Raw genomic sequence first — 18774 nt, 5'->3', positions numbered from 1 at the left:
TTCTCTCAGTCCTTATTTACCCCAACGAAGAGCAACTGCTCCCCATGTTAATCCGCCGCCAAAACCAACAAGTATAATTAAATCACCGTCTTGAATACGTCCGTTTTGCAATTCCTCTACCATTGCAATCGGAATTGAAGAAGCTGATGTATTACCGAACTTCTCAATCGTCATACTCATTTTTTCTTGTGGTAAATTTAACCTCTCTCTTGCAGATTCCATAATACGAATGTTTGCTTGATGCGGTACTAAGAAATCCACATCTTCTTTCGTAAGACCAGCTTTATCTAAAACGCGAAGACAAGAATCACCAAGTTGACGAACGGCAAATTTAAACACTTCTCTGCCATTCATCATAACATACTCGTCTTGATAAAGGTGCTTGCCACCACTTCCGTCTGCTCCTAATTCAAAAGATAGAACGCCTTTACCTTCTGAAACAGCTCCCATTACGACAGCACCGGCTCCGTCTCCAAATAGTACTGCTGTATTTCGATCGTTCCAGTCTACAATTTTAGATAGTTTATCACTACCAACTACTAATACATTTTTATACGTTCCTGTTTGAATAAATTGCTGTGCTGTAATCATTCCGTACATAAAACCAGCACATGCTGCACTTAAATCCATTGCAGCTGCATGTTTCGCTCCTATTGCTTCTTGAATTACACAAGCAACTGCTGGAAAAGCACGATCTGGTGTTACTGTTGCTACTAAAATAAGATCGATATCCTCTCCGCTAATTCCTGCATCTTCAAGTGCTTTTTTAGAAGCCTCTACGGCCATATATGAAGTATCTATTGTATCATCGGCAATGCGTCTTTCTGCAATTCCCGTTCTCGTACGAATCCATTCATCGGATGTTTCCATTATTTTCTCTAAATCGTGATTTGTGACTACTTTTTCTGGCACATATCTTCCGATCCCTAAAATGCCCACGTTCACATCGCAGCCCTCCGTTTTATATCAATTATTATGACTTGGTACTAATTTTAAAACATAAATGTATTTTTGTCTAGAATATATTTCGCATAAAACAGAAAGCTAAGCATTATTCACGTTATTTTTCATTAAAAGAAACAGAAACATACCTCTCAAATATAAAAAGACTCAAACCGCTTCTATTTACGGTTCGATCCTCTCTTTCATCTAAAAAGATGCTTTTTTATTCTTTATCTGCTTTCCTTCTAAACTAGAGAGTTCTCCTCACTACTTTTCCTTTATCCTCTTCATATCTCTGTTTTTCCACCAGGCAAGAATAAAAAAGGCCCTGACCGCTTCTATCCACGGTTCGGGCCTCTCTTCCATCTTAAAAAGATGCTTTTTATTCTTTATCTGCTTTCCTTCTAAACTAGAGAGTTCTCCTCACTACTTTTCCTTTATCCCCTTCATATCTCTGGTTTTCCACCAGGCAAGAATAAAAAAGGCCCTGACCGCTTCTATCCACGGTTCGGGCCTCTCTTCCATCTTAAAAAGATGCTTTTTATTCTTTTTATTCTTTATCTGCTTTCCCGAGCTCATAGGCCTCGTTCATAACTTTCATTAACAACTCTAACACCGGCTGTGCCTTCTCCATATCAAGTGCAATTCCATTATCATCTAAAATTGCCTTTGCTTCCGGTAAATGCTTCATTGCGATTTGTAAAAACTGCATGCTTTTTTCGTTCATATTATGCTCTTCCTCTCCATTAAAACTTTCACATACAATAGTGTAACACGCGTACTACCCTTCGTATAACTCTTTATATTTTTTCATGTGTGCCAGTTGCTTATTTAAACCGTATTCTAACGGAGTATTTCTTTTTATTGAAATTACCTCGATAGCCTCATCTCTTACTTCGTTATTATTTTTATTTACTTTATCATCCGCGCGTAAAAGATTCATACCTTTTTCCCATAATGACTGTTTACCACTAAGTAAATTGTATATACCAAGATGCGCCCCGTTCGTTCCATTTTCCCATAAGTATTCACATACATCTTCAACGTAAAGTAAATCATTCCCCTTTTCCTCAATCGTACAACGGCACTCTTTTTCACCTAATTCTGATAAAATAAGCTGATGAAACATCATAAAGGACGGTTGCCACGGTCCATATAATGTTGGAACTCGAAATACACTATATTGTAAATTCCCTTTTTTCAATCCTTCTTCTACTTTCAAAAATATTCGCTTATTTTCGGATTCATCTGTACTGCCTACTTCAATAGAAGAAATTAAATTTAACTTCACTTTTTGTTCTTCACACATTCTTATAATTCGCTTTAAATATTGTAATATGACTCTTTCATTCCGAAATCCACTTTGCTGATTTGGCTCATATAAGCAAAAGTAAACAGTATCGAATCTCTCTTCCTCAACCGATCTCCATCCATCTTCATCTCTTATCGAATAATACGTAAATAATGCATTTCGCCCAATTAATAATAACTTCTCTTCATTAATTTTCGTCATACTATCGAATTCATCAAAATCAAGACCATATACTTCCACTTCTTCTGCAATCATTTTATTTACAAGGTGATAACCTACAAACGTAAGTGCACCTACAATTAGCACGCGTTCCATACCACCAACCCTTTCCCTCTGAAACAAATAGCTCCTCATTTATGTATATGGGAGCTTCATAATTCTTCTTCATATTTTTTAAAGAAATCGGTCGTTTGCCTAACCATTTTATATTTCACATCTTGCAGATGGAACAAGACAGAAGTATCACATTGATTTAGTTGCCTCATTTTCTCATATCTACGCAACTGCTGTTTTCTTCCTCTTTTTTCTTGTGTTGATACGAAAATTTTAACAGGTACACAAGATGGAAGAAGCGTAAATGATTTCTTATTTATTTTTGATTCTAATTCTTCTTCTTTGGCATCATACGCCAAACTTAATTCCTTCACGAGTCTCTTGTAAAAAAACTTATGCTCTTTCTCAAACTCCACATATTCTGGTAAATCTAAACACGGATTTAACATAATGACAGAGCGTATACACTCAGGGTATTTGTTCATCATTTCGAGTGCTACAAGTGCTCCCATACCATCTGCCATAATGTGCATTTTCGCATTCAATGTCTCTTTTCTCAACACAACGTCATATAAACGTTTCGCTAGACGAACAGATTGGTCGTTTCCCCAATGTCTTCCGTATAAATTAGAAGAAAAGACTGTGTAGCCTTGCTCAATAAGGCCATGTAAAAAATAAGATCTACCCGCATGCTGTGTCCATAAACTTGTACCATTCTCAATAAAGTAGTTATAATCACCGAGGAGCATAACAGAAAATCCATTTGGCTTCTCCGGTAAATAAATGACACATGGTTCTTTTTCTAAGTAAAAAAAACGTTCCGTAATACTCATTTTTCCCCCGCCTTATTTTCTAAACATATAAAACCACTCTTTTATAATGTATGAACGGAATGCAAATTTGCGTTGAAAAATCTACAAATATTTTTCTATATTCTTTTTTCAATTGTGTTACAATAAGGACAGATTGAACGAATAGAGGTGTAAAATATGCGTTTCATTTGGGCATTAATTTGGTCGTTCTTACTTGTACATATGATGAGCTATGTAATCGGCTCTATGACTGGCGGTACATACGACTTTAACCAAGCGTCTATTTTCTCAGTTGTTCTTGCTGTGTTAGTACTAGCAATTTCAGCTGCAATTCCAAACGAGCCAGTAGAACAACACTAAAAAAAGAGTCCGGATTTTATCCGAACTCTTTTTTATTTTTATTTCACATGAACGACTAATTCGTTATTTTCTACATCAACAACTACGTGACTATTATCAGTAATTGTTCCTGCAATTAATTCTCGTGCTAATTTCGTTTCCACTTGACGCTGTACGTATCGTTTTAATGGACGAGCTCCGTACATTGGGTCGAAACCGGCTTCCACAACAAATTCTTTTGCTGCATCTGTTAATTCTACTGTAATGTGACGGTCAGCTAGACGACCTTGTAGTTCTTTTACAATTTTATCAACAATGCCTTTAATTTCATTCGTTGTAAGAGGTTTGAATAAAATAATTTCATCCACACGGTTTAAAAATTCAGGGCGGAAATGTCCTCTTAATTGCCCCATTACAAGGTCTCTTGATTCCTCTTTAATGGAACCATCTTCTTCTAATCCATCTAGTAAATGAGCAGATCCAATATTTGAAGTCATAATAATAACTGTATTTTTAAAGTCCACTGTACGACCTTGCGAATCTGTAATGCGTCCATCATCTAACATTTGTAATAAAATGTTGAATACTTCTGGATGTGCTTTTTCAATTTCATCTAATAAAACAACGGAATATGGTTTACGTCTTACCGCTTCTGTTAATTGACCGCCTTCTTCATATCCTACATATCCAGGAGGTGCACCAATTAAGCGAGACACGGCGTGTTTTTCCATATACTCAGACATGTCAATGCGAATCATTTGCTCTTCACTATCGAATAAAGACTGGGCTAACGTTTTTGCAAGTTCTGTTTTACCAACACCTGTTGGTCCTAAGAAGATGAAAGAACCAATCGGGCGGTTCGGATCTTTAATACCAGCGCGAGCACGAAGAACTGCGTCTGACACTAAGCTTACTGCTTCCTCTTGTCCGATGACACGCTCTGATAAGATTTGCTCTAAGCGTAATAATTTCTCGCGTTCACCTTCCACGAGTTTCGCAACAGGAATACCAGTCCAGCGTGAAACAATATCTGCAATTTCTTCTTCACTTACTTCCTCACGTAATAAACGATTTTCTTGTTTATTATGCGCGCCCATTTCTTCCGCTTCTTTTAACTCTTTTTCAATTGCGGGAATTTTCCCGTGACGAAGTTCGGCTGCTTTATTTAAATCGTAATTGCCTTCTGCTTCTTCTAATTCACGACGCAAACGTTCTAAATGTTCACGTAAGTCACGAACTTTGTGAATGTCTTCTTTTTCTTTCTCCCATTTCGCTCTCATGCCACTTGCAACTTCTTTTAAATCCGATAATTCACGTTGCAATGTTTTTAGACGCTCTTGGCTACCACGATCCGTTTCTTTCCCAAGAGCCGCTTCTTCAATTTCCAGCTGCATAATGCGGCGCGTTACTTCATCTAATTCTGTTGGCATAGAATCAATTTCTGTACGAATTGTTGCACACGCTTCATCAACAAGGTCAATTGCTTTATCAGGTAAGAAGCGATCTGAAATATATCGATCTGATAAAACTGACGCTGCTACAATCGCACGGTCATGAATATTTACACCGTGATAAATTTCAAAGCGTTCTTTTAATCCACGTAATATGGAAATTGTATCTTCAACAGTTGGTTCTTCTGCTAATACTTGTTGGAAACGTCTTTCTAGCGCTGGATCTTTCTCAATATATTTGCGATATTCATCGAGCGTCGTCGCCCCGATACAATGCAGTTCACCGCGCGCAAGCATCGGTTTTAACATATTTCCTGCATCCATGGCTCCCTCTGTTTTACCAGCTCCAACTATTGTATGAAGTTCATCAATGAATAATAAAATGCGTCCTTCACTCTTTTTAATTTCATTTAATACAGCTTGCAGACGCTCTTCGAACTCACCACGGAATTTCGCACCTGCTACGAGCGCACTCATATCTAACGCAAAAATCGTTCTATCTTTCAATCCTTCAGGTACATCCTTTTTCACGATACGCTGTGCTAGCCCTTCAACGATTGCTGTTTTACCAACACCTGGCTCCCCAATTAAAACAGGATTGTTTTTCGTTTTACGTGAAAGAATACGAATTACACGTCGTATTTCACTATCACGGCCGATTACAGGATCGATTTTCCCTGCTCTCACTTCCGCCACTAAATCACGGCCATATTTTTCTAACGCTTCATAAGTTGCTTCTGGATTTTGACTCGTCACTCTTTGATTCCCCCGAACTGTCATTAAAGACTGTAATAAGTTATCTTTCGTAATATGCAATCTTGTAAATAATTGATTTATATCGCCTTTTTCTTCAGAAAAAGCAAGCAATACATGTTCTACTGAAATGTAATCATCCTGCAGTTTTTCTGCTTCTTTTCCTGCTCTTACAAGAAGTTGTTGCAGAGCGCTCGTTACATACAATTTTCCAACTTCTGCACCGCTCCCCGTTACAGAAGGTTTCTTTTTAATTAAACTTTCAGCACCTTGCTTTAATGCTTCTATATCAACATTCATTTTTTGAAATATACGTACTGCTAATCCATCTTGCTCTTCTAATAATGCAAGTAATAGATGAACAGTATCCACCTCTTGGTGATGATGAGATACCGCTAAAGATTGGGCACTCATAATCGCCTCTTGTGTTTTTGTTGTCATTTGATTTAAGTCCATCTTTACAGCCCTCCAAAAGTTTGACTTTCTTTGACCTTTGATTTGATTATACGCCAACTGACTTTTTTATACAATAATTTTGCCTATGTATTTTCAAACTTATTATTTGAAAAAGAAAAAGAGAGCATTCATTATACTGCTAAAAAATACGGTAAATGAAATTACAATGTGTAACGACAAAAAAGCCGCAATAATGATTGCGGCTTCTGTTACGGTTTTCTTTTATATGTCCACTGGCGGTTATGATTCGTGTTATCCGGAAACTTTTCACCGGCAGTTAATTTCACCATTTGCGGATCTTTCACCATACTTCCCGTTTCACCAATTTCTACGTAAATGCCATCATTCGGCGCTTTTTGTCCAGAACGAAACCTGCGATTTTGTCCCATCTTCATTCTCCTTCCATGACGTCTTGCCTCATTAGTATATCCATTTTAAAAGAAAGCTTTTCTGTCATGTTTAGGAAACAGTACTACATCTCATTCTTGTACATATATATGAATGACACAAGCGTAAGCAGGGATTTCTTTCCTACTTGTAGAAAAAAAAAAGAAACCAACCTACTCTAGGCTAGTTTCAAAGGAGAGTCAAACATATACGAGAAGATTACATGTTCATTATATGCCTCATCACACGAGCAATGTAACCCTTTTCACAATTTGTACATAATGAAAGAAACATTGTTTGAACTTTCTAAAAAGATGTTGACTTTTCTTAATTTCCAACGATAAATAGTAGACACCACAGCACTTTGAGACGTAAGATGGATATATAGTGAAATTTCCATCTATGGTGATTTCACCGAGTCTAACCTCTTATTTCTGCATATTAAAAACGGAAATACAGATAGATACAAAAAAATTATTATAAGAGGTGAAATTATGAACAAACAACATTTAATCGCATTAGACTTAGACGGCACTTTATTAACAGACAACAAAATAATTTCCACTCGAACGAAACATACAATTGCAAAAGCAAAGGAACAGGGACATATTGTTGTTATTTCAACAGGACGTCCATTCCGTGCTAGTTATGATTACTATAAAGAACTTGATCTTAACACACCTATCGTAAACTTTAACGGCGCTTACGTACATCATCCTCTTGATTCAAACTGGGGAACACATCACTCTCCTCTTGAGCTAGCAACAGCGCAAGAAATTGTCCGAGCTTGCTTTGATTTTGGCGTAAAAAATATATACGCGGAAGTAATGGACGATGTGTATGTTCGTGAAATTGATGAAGATAAAAAACATATTTTCGAATTCGGCTCTCCTAAGATTTTTACGGGAGACTTATTAAATATTTTAAACGATCATCCAACTTGCTTATTAATTGACGCACATGACGAGCATTCTACTGCAATTCGTCAACATTTAACCGATATGCATGCGGAAGTAATCGACCATAGAAAATGGGGCGCACCTTGGCCGATTATTGAAATTGTGAAAAGCGGATTAAATAAAGCAGTTGGATTACAAAAAATTTCTAGTCATTACAACATTCCACAAGAGCGAATTATCGCTTTCGGTGATGAAGATAATGATTTTGAAATGATTGAATTTGCTGGTCACGGCATCGCAATGGGAAATGCCATCCCTGAATTAAAATCACTCGCAAACCATACGACGTTAACGAACGAAGAAGATGGTATTGCTTTATATTTAGAAGAGGTTCTTGGGTTGTAATCTAAAAATTCCCTACTTATAGTTTCCTGCCAAATGTCCATACTATAAGTAGACGCATGAGACATTGCGTCGATTGTTTTCAGCTAAATAAAGGGGGTTTTTCGAATGGGTAAAAAGAACAAATCAAAACGTTTTATCCAACAAGGAGCCGATGCTGTTATGAAGCATGATGCAAGATTCCCGTACAGAGGTACATTAGCTGAGGCAGAAAAAGCAAGAAGTAACTCTTCTTTTGGAGGGGTTTAAATGGGGAACTTACTATTCCAACAAGCTAGAGACGCTGTTGAAAATGCCGTATCTTGTTCAAGCGGTACTGAGCAACAAGATCTCGTGTATAGAGCAAAAAATGCTTTGCAATCCGCTTACGCAAACTCTTCAACTGCTGAAAAAGTTCAGCTCCGTGAAATGCAAGAGCAATTGCAAAACATTACGAATTCACATTAAAAAAGAGGACCAACTTTGGTCCTCTTTAATCTTTCCGAAACAATCCGAATACCCCAACTGTTTGCAGTATATTTGTAAATGCACCTGGGTCCACTTGTTTAATAATCCTCTCTAATTCGTATAACTCATAACGGGTAATAACCATCATTAACATTTCTTTATTTTCATTTGTATAAGCACCTGTTGCCGGTATCGTTGTAATCCCTCTTACTAATCGCGAGTGAATCGCCTTTCTTACGTCTGCCCCATTCTTCGTAACAATTAATGCTGTAATCTTTACATGGCGAGTATGAATTGCATCAATAATTCTCGTTGATACATATAAAGTCACTAGCGTATACAACGCTTTTTCCCATCCATATACATAGCCAGCAGCGATAATGATAATTGCATTAAAAAAGAAAAAGTATGTACCGACAGGCTTATCTTTTATTTTTGATAAGATCATGGCGATAATATCTAATCCACCTGTAGAAGCACCCCACTTTAAAGCAATCCCTACTCCAATTGCCGAAATAATCCCGCCAAAAATCGCATTTAATATGATATCATTCGAAACCGCTCTAACAGGGATGATTTCTAAAAACAGAGTCATAAATATAACACAAAGAAAACTAAAAAAGGTGAAGGCCTTCCCAACCTTTTTCCACGCTAAAATAACGACAGGAATATTAAATAAGCTAAACAATACTCCCGTAGATATGTGAATCGATAAAAAATCACCTAATATTTGTGATAATAATTGAGACAATCCAGCAAAGCCGCTCGCATACACTTTTGCTGGCGTTAAAAATAAATTCATCCCAATCGCGTTTAATAAACCTGCGATGATTACAACGATTAACTTCTTTATAAGTTCAGTATAATTCAACTTCAAATCCATTTCGAATCCACCTTTACCCTTCATAAATGCACCGCTATACATAGTCTTTACGAAAAAGGAAATGATAAACGTACAACGTTTAGAAATGGAGTTGATACATATGCCACATACGAGTGATAACGACAAAAAAGCACGCGATAATAACGCAAAACGCACACAAAAAAATGAGCAAGAGCAAAAAAATATTCAGCAAGGTAAACGTGCATACTCTAAAAAGACCGATCACCTTTGATTCCATCGTACATCAACAATTATGTTGATGTACTTTTTTACATTTTAAAGGAAAAAACATTAAAAATTCACTTCATGTTCACTTCTATATTCTACAATAGCGATAACATATTCGGATGAGGTGTTGGCATGAGAGGGAAACATATTTTCATTATTACTGCACTAATAAGTATATTGATGCTATCTGCTTGCGGACAAAAGAATGGCTCAGCTACAGTCGCTACAGCAACAGACTCCACCATTACAAAGGATAACTTCGAAAAACAATTGAAAGATCGTTACGGAAAAGACATGCTATACGAAATGATGGCACAAGACGTCATCACAAAAAAATATAAAGTACCTGATGAAGAGGTAAATAAAGAAGTAGAAAAAGTAAAAAAACAATATGGAGATCAATTCAAAAAAGTATTAGAAAATTATGGTTTAAAAGATGAAGAGGATTTCAAAAATCAAATTAAGTTCAAACTTGCTATGAATGAAGCGATTAAGAAAAGCATTACAGAAAAAGACGTAAAAGACCACTATAAGCCAGAAATTAAAGCGAGTCACATTTTAGTAAGTGACGAAAATGAAGCGAAAGAAATAAAGAGTAAACTAGATGCTGGTGCTTCATTTGAAGAATTAGCAAAACAAGAATCACAAGATCTGCTATCAAAAGATAAAGGTGGAGACCTTGGATACTTCAATTCAGGTACAATGGCTCCTGAATTCGAAACGGCTGCCTACAAACTAAATGTTGGACAAATTAGCAATCCCGTAAAATCATCAAACGGTTATCACGTTATTAAATTAACTGATAAAAAAGATTTAAAACCTTACGATGAAGTAAAAAACTCTATTCGCAAAAACTTAGAGGAAGAACGTACTGCTGATCCTGTATTCAGCAAAAAATTGTTACAAGAGGAATTAAAAAAGGCAAATATTAAAATAAATGATAGTGATTTGAAAGATACATTTACTCTTGTTTCTCCGCAAGGAAATTAAAAAAGCACAACCTTATTTTTTTAAATAAGGTTGTGCTTCTTAATCTTTCATCTACTTTATTTCTTAAAGTAAGTCCAACCTTCTTCTTGGTAAACCTTTTCTTCTTTCATCAACTTACCAAGTGCGCGCTTAAATGCAGCTTTACTCATGTTAAAGCGTTCTTTAATATCTTCTGGATGGCTCTTATCCCAAAACGGCATTGCTCCGCCTCGTTCTTCCATATATGCATAAATTACTGCAGCATCGTCTTCCATTCCTTCTTCTTTACGAGGAAGAAGTGAAATGTTAATTGTACCGTCATCTTTTACGTCAATAATACGTCCTGTTACACGCTGACCGATGCGAACTTGTTCTTTTCTTTCTGTATGGTGTAAGAAAGCACGGAAATGCTCATCAGTTAGTATGAATGAACCAACTTGAAGCGAACGATATACACGTCCATTTACGTTTTTATTACGCATAGATGGCGTTGCATCTACGATAATTTCTTGCATATCACTGTCTCTTGCCGGAAGAGCAATTAAACGATCACGATTCGTTAATTTTAACGTACAATATAATTCGTCGCCTACTTCTGGCCATACTGGCATATAAATCGGGAACTCATCAGCTGGAATTAGTATATCTTTTGACACACCAATATCAACAAACACACCTAAACTAGGAATGACTTCTACAACCTTTACCCAGTTCCAATCATAAGTTGTAATAATCGGTTCCTTCATTGTTGCTGAAATACGATTTTGGTGATCAAGGTATAAGAATACATCAATCGTATCGCCTTCTTCAATTTCTCCAGCTACTTCGTTTTTATGTAGGAAAATTTCTTCTTCTTCATTCCCAACCATATATCCGATTTCCGTTTCGCGTAAAACAGTTACCTGTTCAATCGATCCTATTTGCAAATACATATTTTTTAATTCCCTTCTATATATATAAAATTATCTTTTTTATCATTCCAAACAAAAGTTAATTATAACATGATTTTTCCTGTATTTGTCCAACTGCCCAAAATTCACTATAATAAAATAAGGTTACATGAATATAAGTACGAAAACACTTAAGTCTAGACTCGTTTTCAGCTATACTTTAGTATGTACAGTACATAACAAGATTAGAAATTTATTTGGAGGTGCTAACTATGGCAAAAGATAGTTCTTTTGACATCGTTTCGAAAGTAGAATTACCTGAAGTAACAAACGCAATTAACATCGCATTAAAAGAAATACAAAACCGATATGACTTTAAAGGAAGTAAAAGTGATATTAAATTAGAAAAAGAAGTACTTGTTTTAACTTCTGATGACGAGTTTAAATTAGAGCAAGTAAAAGACGTTCTTATCTCTAAACTTGTAAAACGTAACGTTCCAATTAAGAACTTAGATTACGGAAAAGTTGAAGCTGCAACTGGCAACACTGTTCGCCAACGCGCAACACTTCAACAAGGTATCGATAAAGATAACGCGAAAAAAATTAACAACATCATTAAAGAAATGAAATTAAAAGTAAAAACACAAGTACAAGATGATCAAGTACGTGTTACAGCGAAAAGCCGTGATGACTTACAAGCAGTAATTGCAGCTGTTCGTAGCGCTGATTTACCAATCGACGTACAGTTCATTAACTACCGCTAAAAAGAAAACTCCTCTTAATTAGAGGAGTTTTTTGTTTTGTAGAGACAATATTCCGAGAACAAACCATAGAAAAATGGTATATGCGGTGAAAATCGCTAAGTGAACAGAGTCTAACCATACGAGCACTTTACAAGTGATTGCATGATCAAACTAGGCCTTATTGTAGAATTTGTTTTATACATGTATTTAGCAGACCTTATTGAAAATAAGAAAAATATACCTTAAGACGTTTCCCCTTCAATTTGAATTACTTTTCTTAATAACCACATCCTGGGCCAAAGTCATCTTAAAAATCGCTGTAACTCATAATTCCTCTCCCCGCCAAAACGTAACAATTTATGAGTATAAGAATATTTCCCAACCTTTAATGTAATGTAAAATTAGTAAGGATCTAAAAAATGTTAATTAAAAAAGAGTTAGAAGTGGTTTTTTGAAGAAATTAATATTATGGTTTTTATTAGCCACATTCTCCCTAAATACTGTAGGATGTTCTAATAATACGAATACACTAACGGATAAATCTAACTGTATCAACAAAGCTTGGTACAAAAAAAATATGTCATGTAATCATTTGAAAACATTAAATAGTTAATGATAAAGATCTAAAGAAAAGACACCCCAAAGTACCTTCCTCCGACTTGAACCAATAATATTCGGATGGATTTAAAAAGAAGCATACATCTTTAATAAAGATGCAGACTTCAAAATAAAAAAGTACGCTAAGCGCTAAGTAAACTCTTATTCAAAAATTTATATTAAGCACTAATATTTTAGAAGCAAGTTTATAAGTATAAAACCTACAGAGATTTCCCCTGTAGGTTTTATTATATTTCAAGTGATTTCCAAATGAATTATGAGTGACTTTTTTCAGTTTGGTTTTCAAAATATTTTTCTTTAACCATTTTTATCAGATTTTCTTTTTCTGTTAGTTCAAATATAAATAATGCTTTTTTCATGTTATTTGCAACATCTTCTTCATTAGGTTGTTTAAGTTTCAATAAATTCCAAGATTTTCCATAGTATAATTCACCTAGTAAATATAAAGTATTTAGATTAATAGCTAGTTTGATACCCATATCATTGTATTTTACTGCCTCTTCATGTTGATTTGCATGACCTAAAATTTTTGCTAAATTAAAAATAATTTTCAATTTAATTTCTTTATCTCTAGGAAAATCTAACTTATTAAAATTAGTTAAACACCTTCTTAATATATTAATACTTTTTTCATATTCTTTATTTTCCCCATGGAATATAGCAATTGTCTGCATAATATCTATTTCTCTTTCTGATAAAAAATCAGAATTAGTTACAGTTAATTTTAATGCATTATTTAAAAAATCTAAAGCAGTTTTTATTGATTTATCCACCATAAATATAGCAATCGCTTCATGCCATATTAAAAATTGTTTATCTTCTGTTGATTGGAAGTTATTTTCGTTTTTCTCTTTTTTCACTATTTCATAAAGTTCTTTGTATTGTTTTTGCTTTAAGCAATCTTTTATTACGCATTTTACATTTTCTAGATATTTTAATTTTTTGTTTTGAGTTAATGCAAATATATTATTTGGGTCAATACCAAGTCTTTCTGATAATTGATATAACAATATACTAGATGGATAAATCACACCTTTTTCTATTTTGCTAATTTGACTTTGCGAACATATTCCATGACATAATTCGGATTGTGATATATTTTTTTAATTCTAAGCTCTTTAATGGTAATACCCAAATCGTAAAACTCCATTTTCCCACCTACTATTTAGCACTGTATTAGTATAAGAGTATTCTCTAACTTTTAATGTAATGTAAAATTAATATAGTTGCAATTATTGATTGCTTCAAAGATTCTTCCCTATCGGTGCTAACACAAAAAACAGGTTAGGAAGAAAATCCTCTTCCTAACCTGGCCCTCCTCTCACTAGGGACGTTTTCATTCTCACATCGTTTCTCTTAAGAAATTTCATATCAACAGAATAACACTATTGCCCCGCCGAACAAACTTACAAATACAATAAGAAGACATGAACATAGAGCGAGTAATTTCTCATCTCATCTACGCTTCCTTTTAACTGCAATTAGAAACGCAATAAATAATACATTCACACCGATTATTAAGGAGATAAATAACCAATTCACACCTGTTTCTCCGTTAACTTTATACACATTTGATTCTTCACGTTTTAAAACGAGATAAAACTTTCCGTTTTCTTCTCTTATAATTTCATCCTGTAACAATCCTCTTAACTCTTGTTTTTCACCAATTGCACTTGCAGGTAAGGAGACTTTTTGTGTTTCTTTCGTATTATTAATTGCTACTAAAGTTACTTCATCTTTATATTTTCGTTTTAGTATGCTCATCCCGCTCTTATCATACAGAAGCTCAAACGTACCGCGTCGTAAAGACGGTCTCGCCTGCCTAAGTTCACCTAGTTTTGTTATGTGCTGCATAAATTTTTCGTCTGACTTAAAATCCATTAATCGTCTATTATCGGGTACACTTCCTCCATCTAATGCAATTTCCGTTCCATAATAAAAATTCGGAATCCCAGGTGATGTTAACAAATAAGTAAGCGCCAGTTTTAAACGTGATGGCGGATAATACATATTTTCTTTTGCAATACGCGCATATCTTTTTGTTTCTTGATCATCTAAAAACGTAACAAATTCCCCTTCTTTTTTACTCACATCGTATAACGATTTCACCGATACATCCGCTTCGGAAAACGATTCTACGATTTTTTCGTTGTATTCGCTATCCTCCTTTGTCATAATACGAAAATCTTTCTTTATCACTTGCATATCTTTTTGCGCGTTATCCCAAAAGGAACGCGGCTTTTTTTCACTATGTATAACATAACTTCCGTCTAAATCAACTTCTTTTATCCACCATTTCATTGCGTCAATTACCTGCCGTTCGTTTTCTCCAAGCGGAAATTGAAATACAACTTTCATTCCTTTTGCATGAGCTTCTTTTACAAGTTCTTTCACATCATTGTCTGTCCCGAAATGTTCATTTACCTTTTTAAAATTTCGCACGTCTAATCCATCGTACTTTCCACTTTCAAAAAGCGGCGAAAGCATAACGGTAGTAAAACCCATTTCTTTTATGTAATCCAACCTTTTTATAATTCCTCTTATATCCCCGCCTTGATACCCTTCTAAATTACCAACTTCTAATTGTTTGTCATTTTTCGGTTCTCCATTATTGAAGCGATCAATCATAATGGAGTATATAACTTCATCTTTCCACTCTCTTTTTTCGTCTGCAAAAGTATGTATTGGTACAAACAAAACAAAAGCTAAGCAAAAACAAATGAATAGTTTCCTAGTCCGTATTTTTCCCACACGCATCCCCCAAGTTTTTAATTGTAAGAATATTATACCAATTATCCGAGAGAAACGCATATGTCGATTTCAATCCTCACAAAATAATCTATGTTACATTTTCTAACATCATGTATATATTTTTCTGAATTTTTAGTTGATTTTTAGTTCCTTTTCGAATATGATATGAAACATAACAAAACGATGTTATTTTTTCTAACATTATAGGAGGAGAGCTCATGAATATGGGAGATACAGTTTTTATGTTTGTGACGACAGTAATGGTCATGTTGATGACACCAGGATTGGCACTTTTTTATGGAGGTATGGTTCGCAGCAAAAATGTACTCAGTACAACGATGCATAGTTATAGTGCAATGGCTATCGTTTCGATTCAATGGATTGTTATCGGCTATTCTTTATCATTCGGACCAGATTGGCACGGGCTTATCGGTACACTTGATTGGTTCGGTCTAAACGGAGTTACCTACGCACCAAATCCAGACTACTCATCTACTATTCCTCACAATTTATTCATGATGTTTCAACTCATGTTCGCCATTTTAACTCCAGCTTTAATTTCAGGTGCATTTGCTGAAAGAATGCGATTTTCTGCCTTTCTTATTTTTATCCTTTTATGGACAACGATTGTTTACAATCCTGTCGCTCATTGGGTATGGGGCGTCGGCGGGTGGCTAAGGGAACTTGGTGCACTAGACTTCGCTGGCGGAAACGTCGTTCACATCACTTCCGGAGTTGCTGGTCTTGTATTAGCTATTTTCCTCGGAAAACGAAAAAACATAAATGGTTCTTCTCCTCACCATTTGCCATTTACAATGTTAGGCGCAGGCTTATTATGGTTTGGCTGGTTCGGTTTTAACGTCGGCAGCGCATTATCCTTAAACGACGTAGCTTTAACTGCATTTATTAATACAAATATAGCCGCTGCTGCCTCAGCATTAACTTGGATGCTTTCAGAGTGGTTCTTCCAATCAAAACCGACTGCGATGGGAGCTGCTTGTGGCGCCGTTTCCGGTCTAGTCGCTATTACACCAGCTTGCGGGTTCGTTACACCTTTCTCAGCTCTTCTTATCGGAGCAATTGGCGGCGTATTATGCTTCGGAGCGGTCTTTTTCTTAAAAACAAAATTCGGATACGACGATACACTCGATGCATTCGGATGTCACGGCATCGGTGGAACTTGGGGCGGTATTGCGACAGGATTATTTGCAACTACTGCCGTAAACGGCGATGGCGCTAACGGATTATTTTACGGAAACGCCTCGCTGCTGTTGAAACAACTTGTAGCGATCGGCGCAACATATGCGTTCACAATTATAATGACGTATGCCATTATTAAAGCAATCAACTTCTTCCTCCCTGTCCGGGTAGATGAGCACGAGGAACATATGGGACTTGATATTTCGATGCATGGGGAGAAAGCTTATGAGTATACTGAGCGAGTGAACTAAAAAAGAGATGCAATCTATTAGTAATAGATTGCATCTCTTTTTTGCGCATCGGGCAACATACCCCACCTAGTATAACTGGAAATATATTAACGGTTTTTTGGATATATCAACGATTTTTCAAATATATCGATTGTTCCTTTCAATATATCAACGTTTCGACACAAGATATCGATTTACCAACAAATTCCGACATAACGAAACTGAAGAATACCCGCGTGTAACTTTACACATAAAAAAGACGACCGAAACCCAGTCGTCTTTTCCGATTTATTTCGGAGCATTTCCTACATATTGCGTAATATCAACATTTAATGCCTGCGCTAAACGCATACCGTATTCTTGATCTGCACGGAAGAAGTTACAAACAGCTAGTAATTTCGTGCGTTCATTTACGTCTTTTAAGTCATTTGTTAAGTTTGCAATTAAGTTATCTTGCTCTTCTTTAGAGAATGAACGGTAACGCTCACCTGCTTGTTTGAAGTCATTTGGTTTGTCAATTTTTTCACGAGATACATAGCCTTCTACTTTCATAGTTGAATCGCGGTAAGCTGGGTCTTCAACTGGATTCTCTGCATGACGGCTCGGTTCGTAGTTGATTGTAGATGGGTTTTGATTCACTTGCATCGCACCATCACGTTGTTGATTATGAACAGCTGCGTATGGGCAGTTTACAGGGATTTGTAAGTAATTTGCACCAAGACGATAACGTTGTGTATCTGGGTAAGAGAATAAACGACCTTGTAATAATTTATCTTCCGATGGCTCAATACCATTTACAGTTGCACTTGGAGAGAACGCTACTTGTTCTACTTCTGCAAAGAAGTTTTTCGGATTACGATTTAACGTCATTGTCCCTACTTCCATTAATGGGAAGCGATCTTCTGGCCATACTTTCGTTGGATCTAGTGGATCAAAGTCTAAAGAGTCCATTTCATCTAATTGCATAACTTGTACGTGTAAATCCCATTTTGGGTGATTTCCTTTTTCGATTGCATCGAACAAGTCACGAGTTGCATGATTGAAGTCTTTCCCTTGTACTTCTTGCACTTCTTTCGCATTTAGGTTACGTACACCTTGCTGTGGTTTCCAGTGGTATTTTATATAAACAATTTTACCTTCTTCATTAATCCATTTAAATGAATGGACGCCGAAACCCTCCATTTCACGATAGCTTGCTGGTGTACCGTAATCAGAAAATACCCATGTCATCATATGTGTAGATTCTGGACTTAACGTCATGAAATCCCAATAACGATCTGGCGTTTGAATATTCGTATCAGGTGCTGGTTTTAAGGAATGTACCATATCTGGGAATTTAATTGCATCACGAATGAAGAAAACTGGTAAATGATTACCTACGATATCGTAGTTTCCTTCTTCTGTATAAAATTTAACAGCGAACCCACGTGGGTCACGTGCTGTTTCAGGAGAACCTTGACCATGAATAACCGTTGAAAAACGAACAAATACAGGCGTTTCAGTTCCTTCATTTTGTAAAAATGCAGCTTTCGTATATTGCTTCATACTATTTTTCGTTACGAATACACCGTGAGCACCTGCACCACGTGCATGCACAACACGCTCCGGAATACGTTCACGATCAAAGTGCGCAAGTTTTTCTACTAAATGATAGTCTTCTAATAATACTGGTCCACGACGACCGGCTGTACGAGAATTTTGGTTGTCTCCAACTGGAGCACCTTGGTTTGTTGTTAAGCGATTATTTGGATTCATCTAGGGGGATCCTCCTCTTTATTTCGTAGTAATT

The 18774-nt window shown here is 35.9% G+C and carries 18 protein-coding genes and 1 pseudogene; 8 read left to right on the top strand and 11 right to left on the bottom strand.

The window, feature by feature from the left end:
- Positions 1–12 precede the first annotated feature (12 nt).
- The 4 genes from fabH to V7S45_RS05800 all read right to left on the bottom strand — a co-directional run bounded on the left by fabH (position 13) and on the right by V7S45_RS05800 (position 3360).
- Positions 13–945, bottom strand: a complete 933-nt coding sequence (gene fabH / locus V7S45_RS05815; protein ID WP_001100547.1) for a beta-ketoacyl-ACP synthase III — start codon at positions 943–945, stop codon at positions 13–15.
- Positions 946–1492: 547 nt separating this feature from the next.
- Positions 1493–1669, bottom strand: coding sequence for a ComZ family protein (locus V7S45_RS05810; RefSeq protein WP_001986215.1), 177 nt, complete (start codon positions 1667–1669; stop codon positions 1493–1495).
- A gap of 54 nt (positions 1670–1723) precedes the next feature.
- On the bottom strand, positions 1724–2596 hold the full coding sequence (locus V7S45_RS05805; protein ID WP_342761692.1) for an NAD(P)-dependent oxidoreductase: 873 nt from the start codon (positions 2594–2596) through the stop codon (positions 1724–1726).
- Between the two features lie 29 nt (positions 2597–2625).
- A complete protein-coding gene (locus tag V7S45_RS05800) occupies positions 2626–3360 on the bottom strand; it encodes a hydrolase (RefSeq protein WP_000028712.1) in 735 nt (244 codons plus the stop codon).
- Positions 3361–3516: 156 nt separating this feature from the next.
- Here V7S45_RS05800 and V7S45_RS05795 point away from each other — a divergent pair, with 156 nt between their 5' ends.
- Positions 3517–3699, top strand: a complete 183-nt coding sequence (locus V7S45_RS05795; RefSeq protein ID WP_001211116.1) for a YjzD family protein — start codon at positions 3517–3519, stop codon at positions 3697–3699.
- A gap of 38 nt (positions 3700–3737) precedes the next feature.
- Here the strand turns inward: V7S45_RS05795 and clpB are convergent, their stop codons facing one another.
- Complete coding sequence (clpB, locus tag V7S45_RS05790; RefSeq protein ID WP_000365401.1) at positions 3738–6338, bottom strand: ATP-dependent chaperone ClpB; 2601 nt, start codon at positions 6336–6338, stop codon at positions 3738–3740.
- 209 nt (positions 6339–6547) lie between these two features.
- Complete coding sequence (locus V7S45_RS05785) at positions 6548–6727, bottom strand: YjzC family protein (protein WP_000531421.1); 180 nt, start codon at positions 6725–6727, stop codon at positions 6548–6550.
- A gap of 492 nt (positions 6728–7219) precedes the next feature.
- Here V7S45_RS05785 and V7S45_RS05780 point away from each other — a divergent pair, with 492 nt between their 5' ends.
- From V7S45_RS05780 to V7S45_RS05770, 3 genes are all read left to right on the top strand, one after another.
- Positions 7220–8029, top strand: a complete 810-nt coding sequence (locus tag V7S45_RS05780) for a Cof-type HAD-IIB family hydrolase (protein WP_001041232.1) — start codon at positions 7220–7222, stop codon at positions 8027–8029.
- A gap of 105 nt (positions 8030–8134) precedes the next feature.
- On the top strand, positions 8135–8275 hold the full coding sequence (locus V7S45_RS05775) for a hypothetical protein (protein ID WP_000516816.1): 141 nt from the start codon (positions 8135–8137) through the stop codon (positions 8273–8275).
- Entirely contained in the window at positions 8276–8473 is a 198-nt protein-coding gene (locus V7S45_RS05770; RefSeq protein WP_257115927.1) for a DUF3813 domain-containing protein, read from the top strand.
- A 25-nt stretch (positions 8474–8498) separates the two neighbouring features.
- Here V7S45_RS05770 and V7S45_RS05765 read toward each other — a convergent pair whose 3' ends face one another.
- Positions 8499–9356: a YitT family protein gene (locus tag V7S45_RS05765; RefSeq protein WP_000364431.1), complete on the bottom strand. Its 858-nt coding sequence runs from the start codon at positions 9354–9356 to the stop codon at positions 8499–8501.
- Between the two features lie 100 nt (positions 9357–9456).
- On the opposite strand from V7S45_RS05765, the gene V7S45_RS05760 reads away from it, so the two are divergent.
- Both V7S45_RS05760 and prsA read left to right on the top strand, forming a co-directional pair.
- Entirely contained in the window at positions 9457–9588 is a 132-nt protein-coding gene (locus V7S45_RS05760) for a DUF3941 domain-containing protein (RefSeq protein WP_001120851.1), read from the top strand.
- Between the two features lie 128 nt (positions 9589–9716).
- Entirely contained in the window at positions 9717–10574 is an 858-nt protein-coding gene (gene prsA / locus V7S45_RS05755; protein WP_025687955.1) for a peptidylprolyl isomerase PrsA, read from the top strand.
- Positions 10575–10630: 56 nt separating this feature from the next.
- On the opposite strand, the gene V7S45_RS05750 is transcribed toward prsA, so the two are convergent.
- On the bottom strand, positions 10631–11485 hold the full coding sequence (locus V7S45_RS05750; protein WP_000281260.1) for a S1-like domain-containing RNA-binding protein: 855 nt from the start codon (positions 11483–11485) through the stop codon (positions 10631–10633).
- A gap of 230 nt (positions 11486–11715) precedes the next feature.
- Between V7S45_RS05750 and V7S45_RS05745 the strand changes: the two genes are divergently transcribed.
- Positions 11716–12207 carry a YajQ family cyclic di-GMP-binding protein gene (locus V7S45_RS05745; RefSeq protein ID WP_001040149.1) on the top strand — a complete coding sequence of 164 codons (492 nt, stop codon included), beginning with the start codon at positions 11716–11718 and terminating at the stop codon, positions 12205–12207.
- A gap of 851 nt (positions 12208–13058) precedes the next feature.
- Here V7S45_RS05745 and V7S45_RS05740 read toward each other — a convergent pair.
- Positions 13059–13954 (bottom strand): annotated as a pseudogene (locus V7S45_RS05740) (helix-turn-helix domain-containing protein).
- Between the two features lie 305 nt (positions 13955–14259).
- Positions 14260–15615, bottom strand: a complete 1356-nt coding sequence (locus V7S45_RS05735) for an alpha-amylase family glycosyl hydrolase (RefSeq protein ID WP_142292928.1) — start codon at positions 15613–15615, stop codon at positions 14260–14262.
- A 158-nt stretch (positions 15616–15773) separates the two neighbouring features.
- On the opposite strand from V7S45_RS05735, the gene V7S45_RS05730 reads away from it, so the two are divergent.
- Positions 15774–17006, top strand: coding sequence for an ammonium transporter (locus V7S45_RS05730; RefSeq protein ID WP_001055855.1), 1233 nt, complete (start codon positions 15774–15776; stop codon positions 17004–17006).
- A 267-nt stretch (positions 17007–17273) separates the two neighbouring features.
- On the opposite strand, the gene katB is transcribed toward V7S45_RS05730, so the two are convergent.
- A complete protein-coding gene (gene katB, locus V7S45_RS05725; RefSeq protein WP_025687695.1) occupies positions 17274–18740 on the bottom strand; it encodes a catalase KatB in 1467 nt (488 codons plus the stop codon).
- Positions 18741–18774 lie beyond the last annotated feature (34 nt).

Source organism: Bacillus sp. BR3(2024) (assembly GCF_039134555.1).
In the GTDB taxonomy this organism is placed as follows: domain Bacteria; phylum Bacillota; class Bacilli; order Bacillales; family Bacillaceae_G; genus Bacillus_A; species Bacillus_A cereus.
Note: the sequence above shows the minus strand (reverse complement) of the source record. Positions and strands in the feature narration are given on the sequence as shown.

Coding starts and splice junctions, on each gene's coding strand:
- V7S45_RS05810 (WP_001986215.1), bottom strand. CDS start 1,669: ATGAACGAAAAAAGCATGCAGTTTTTACAAATCGCAATGAAGCATTTA.
- V7S45_RS05800 (WP_000028712.1), bottom strand. CDS start 3,360: ATGAGTATTACGGAACGTTTTTTTTACTTAGAAAAAGAACCATGTGTC.
- V7S45_RS05795 (WP_001211116.1), top strand. CDS start 3,517: ATGCGTTTCATTTGGGCATTAATTTGGTCGTTCTTACTTGTACATATG.
- clpB (WP_000365401.1), bottom strand. CDS start 6,338: ATGGACTTAAATCAAATGACAACAAAAACACAAGAGGCGATTATGAGT.
- V7S45_RS05785 (WP_000531421.1), bottom strand. CDS start 6,727: ATGGGACAAAATCGCAGGTTTCGTTCTGGACAAAAAGCGCCGAATGAT.
- V7S45_RS05780 (WP_001041232.1), top strand. CDS start 7,220: ATGAACAAACAACATTTAATCGCATTAGACTTAGACGGCACTTTATTA.
- V7S45_RS05775 (WP_000516816.1), top strand. CDS start 8,135: ATGGGTAAAAAGAACAAATCAAAACGTTTTATCCAACAAGGAGCCGAT.
- V7S45_RS05770 (WP_257115927.1), top strand. CDS start 8,276: ATGGGGAACTTACTATTCCAACAAGCTAGAGACGCTGTTGAAAATGCC.
- V7S45_RS05765 (WP_000364431.1), bottom strand. CDS start 9,356: ATGGATTTGAAGTTGAATTATACTGAACTTATAAAGAAGTTAATCGTT.
- V7S45_RS05760 (WP_001120851.1), top strand. CDS start 9,457: ATGCCACATACGAGTGATAACGACAAAAAAGCACGCGATAATAACGCA.
- prsA (WP_025687955.1), top strand. CDS start 9,717: ATGAGAGGGAAACATATTTTCATTATTACTGCACTAATAAGTATATTG.
- V7S45_RS05750 (WP_000281260.1), bottom strand. CDS start 11,485: ATGTATTTGCAAATAGGATCGATTGAACAGGTAACTGTTTTACGCGAA.
- V7S45_RS05745 (WP_001040149.1), top strand. CDS start 11,716: ATGGCAAAAGATAGTTCTTTTGACATCGTTTCGAAAGTAGAATTACCT.
- V7S45_RS05735 (WP_142292928.1), bottom strand. CDS start 15,615: ATGCGTTTCTCTCGGATAATTGGTATAATATTCTTACAATTAAAAACT.
- V7S45_RS05730 (WP_001055855.1), top strand. CDS start 15,774: ATGAATATGGGAGATACAGTTTTTATGTTTGTGACGACAGTAATGGTC.
- katB (WP_025687695.1), bottom strand. CDS start 18,740: ATGAATCCAAATAATCGCTTAACAACAAACCAAGGTGCTCCAGTTGGA.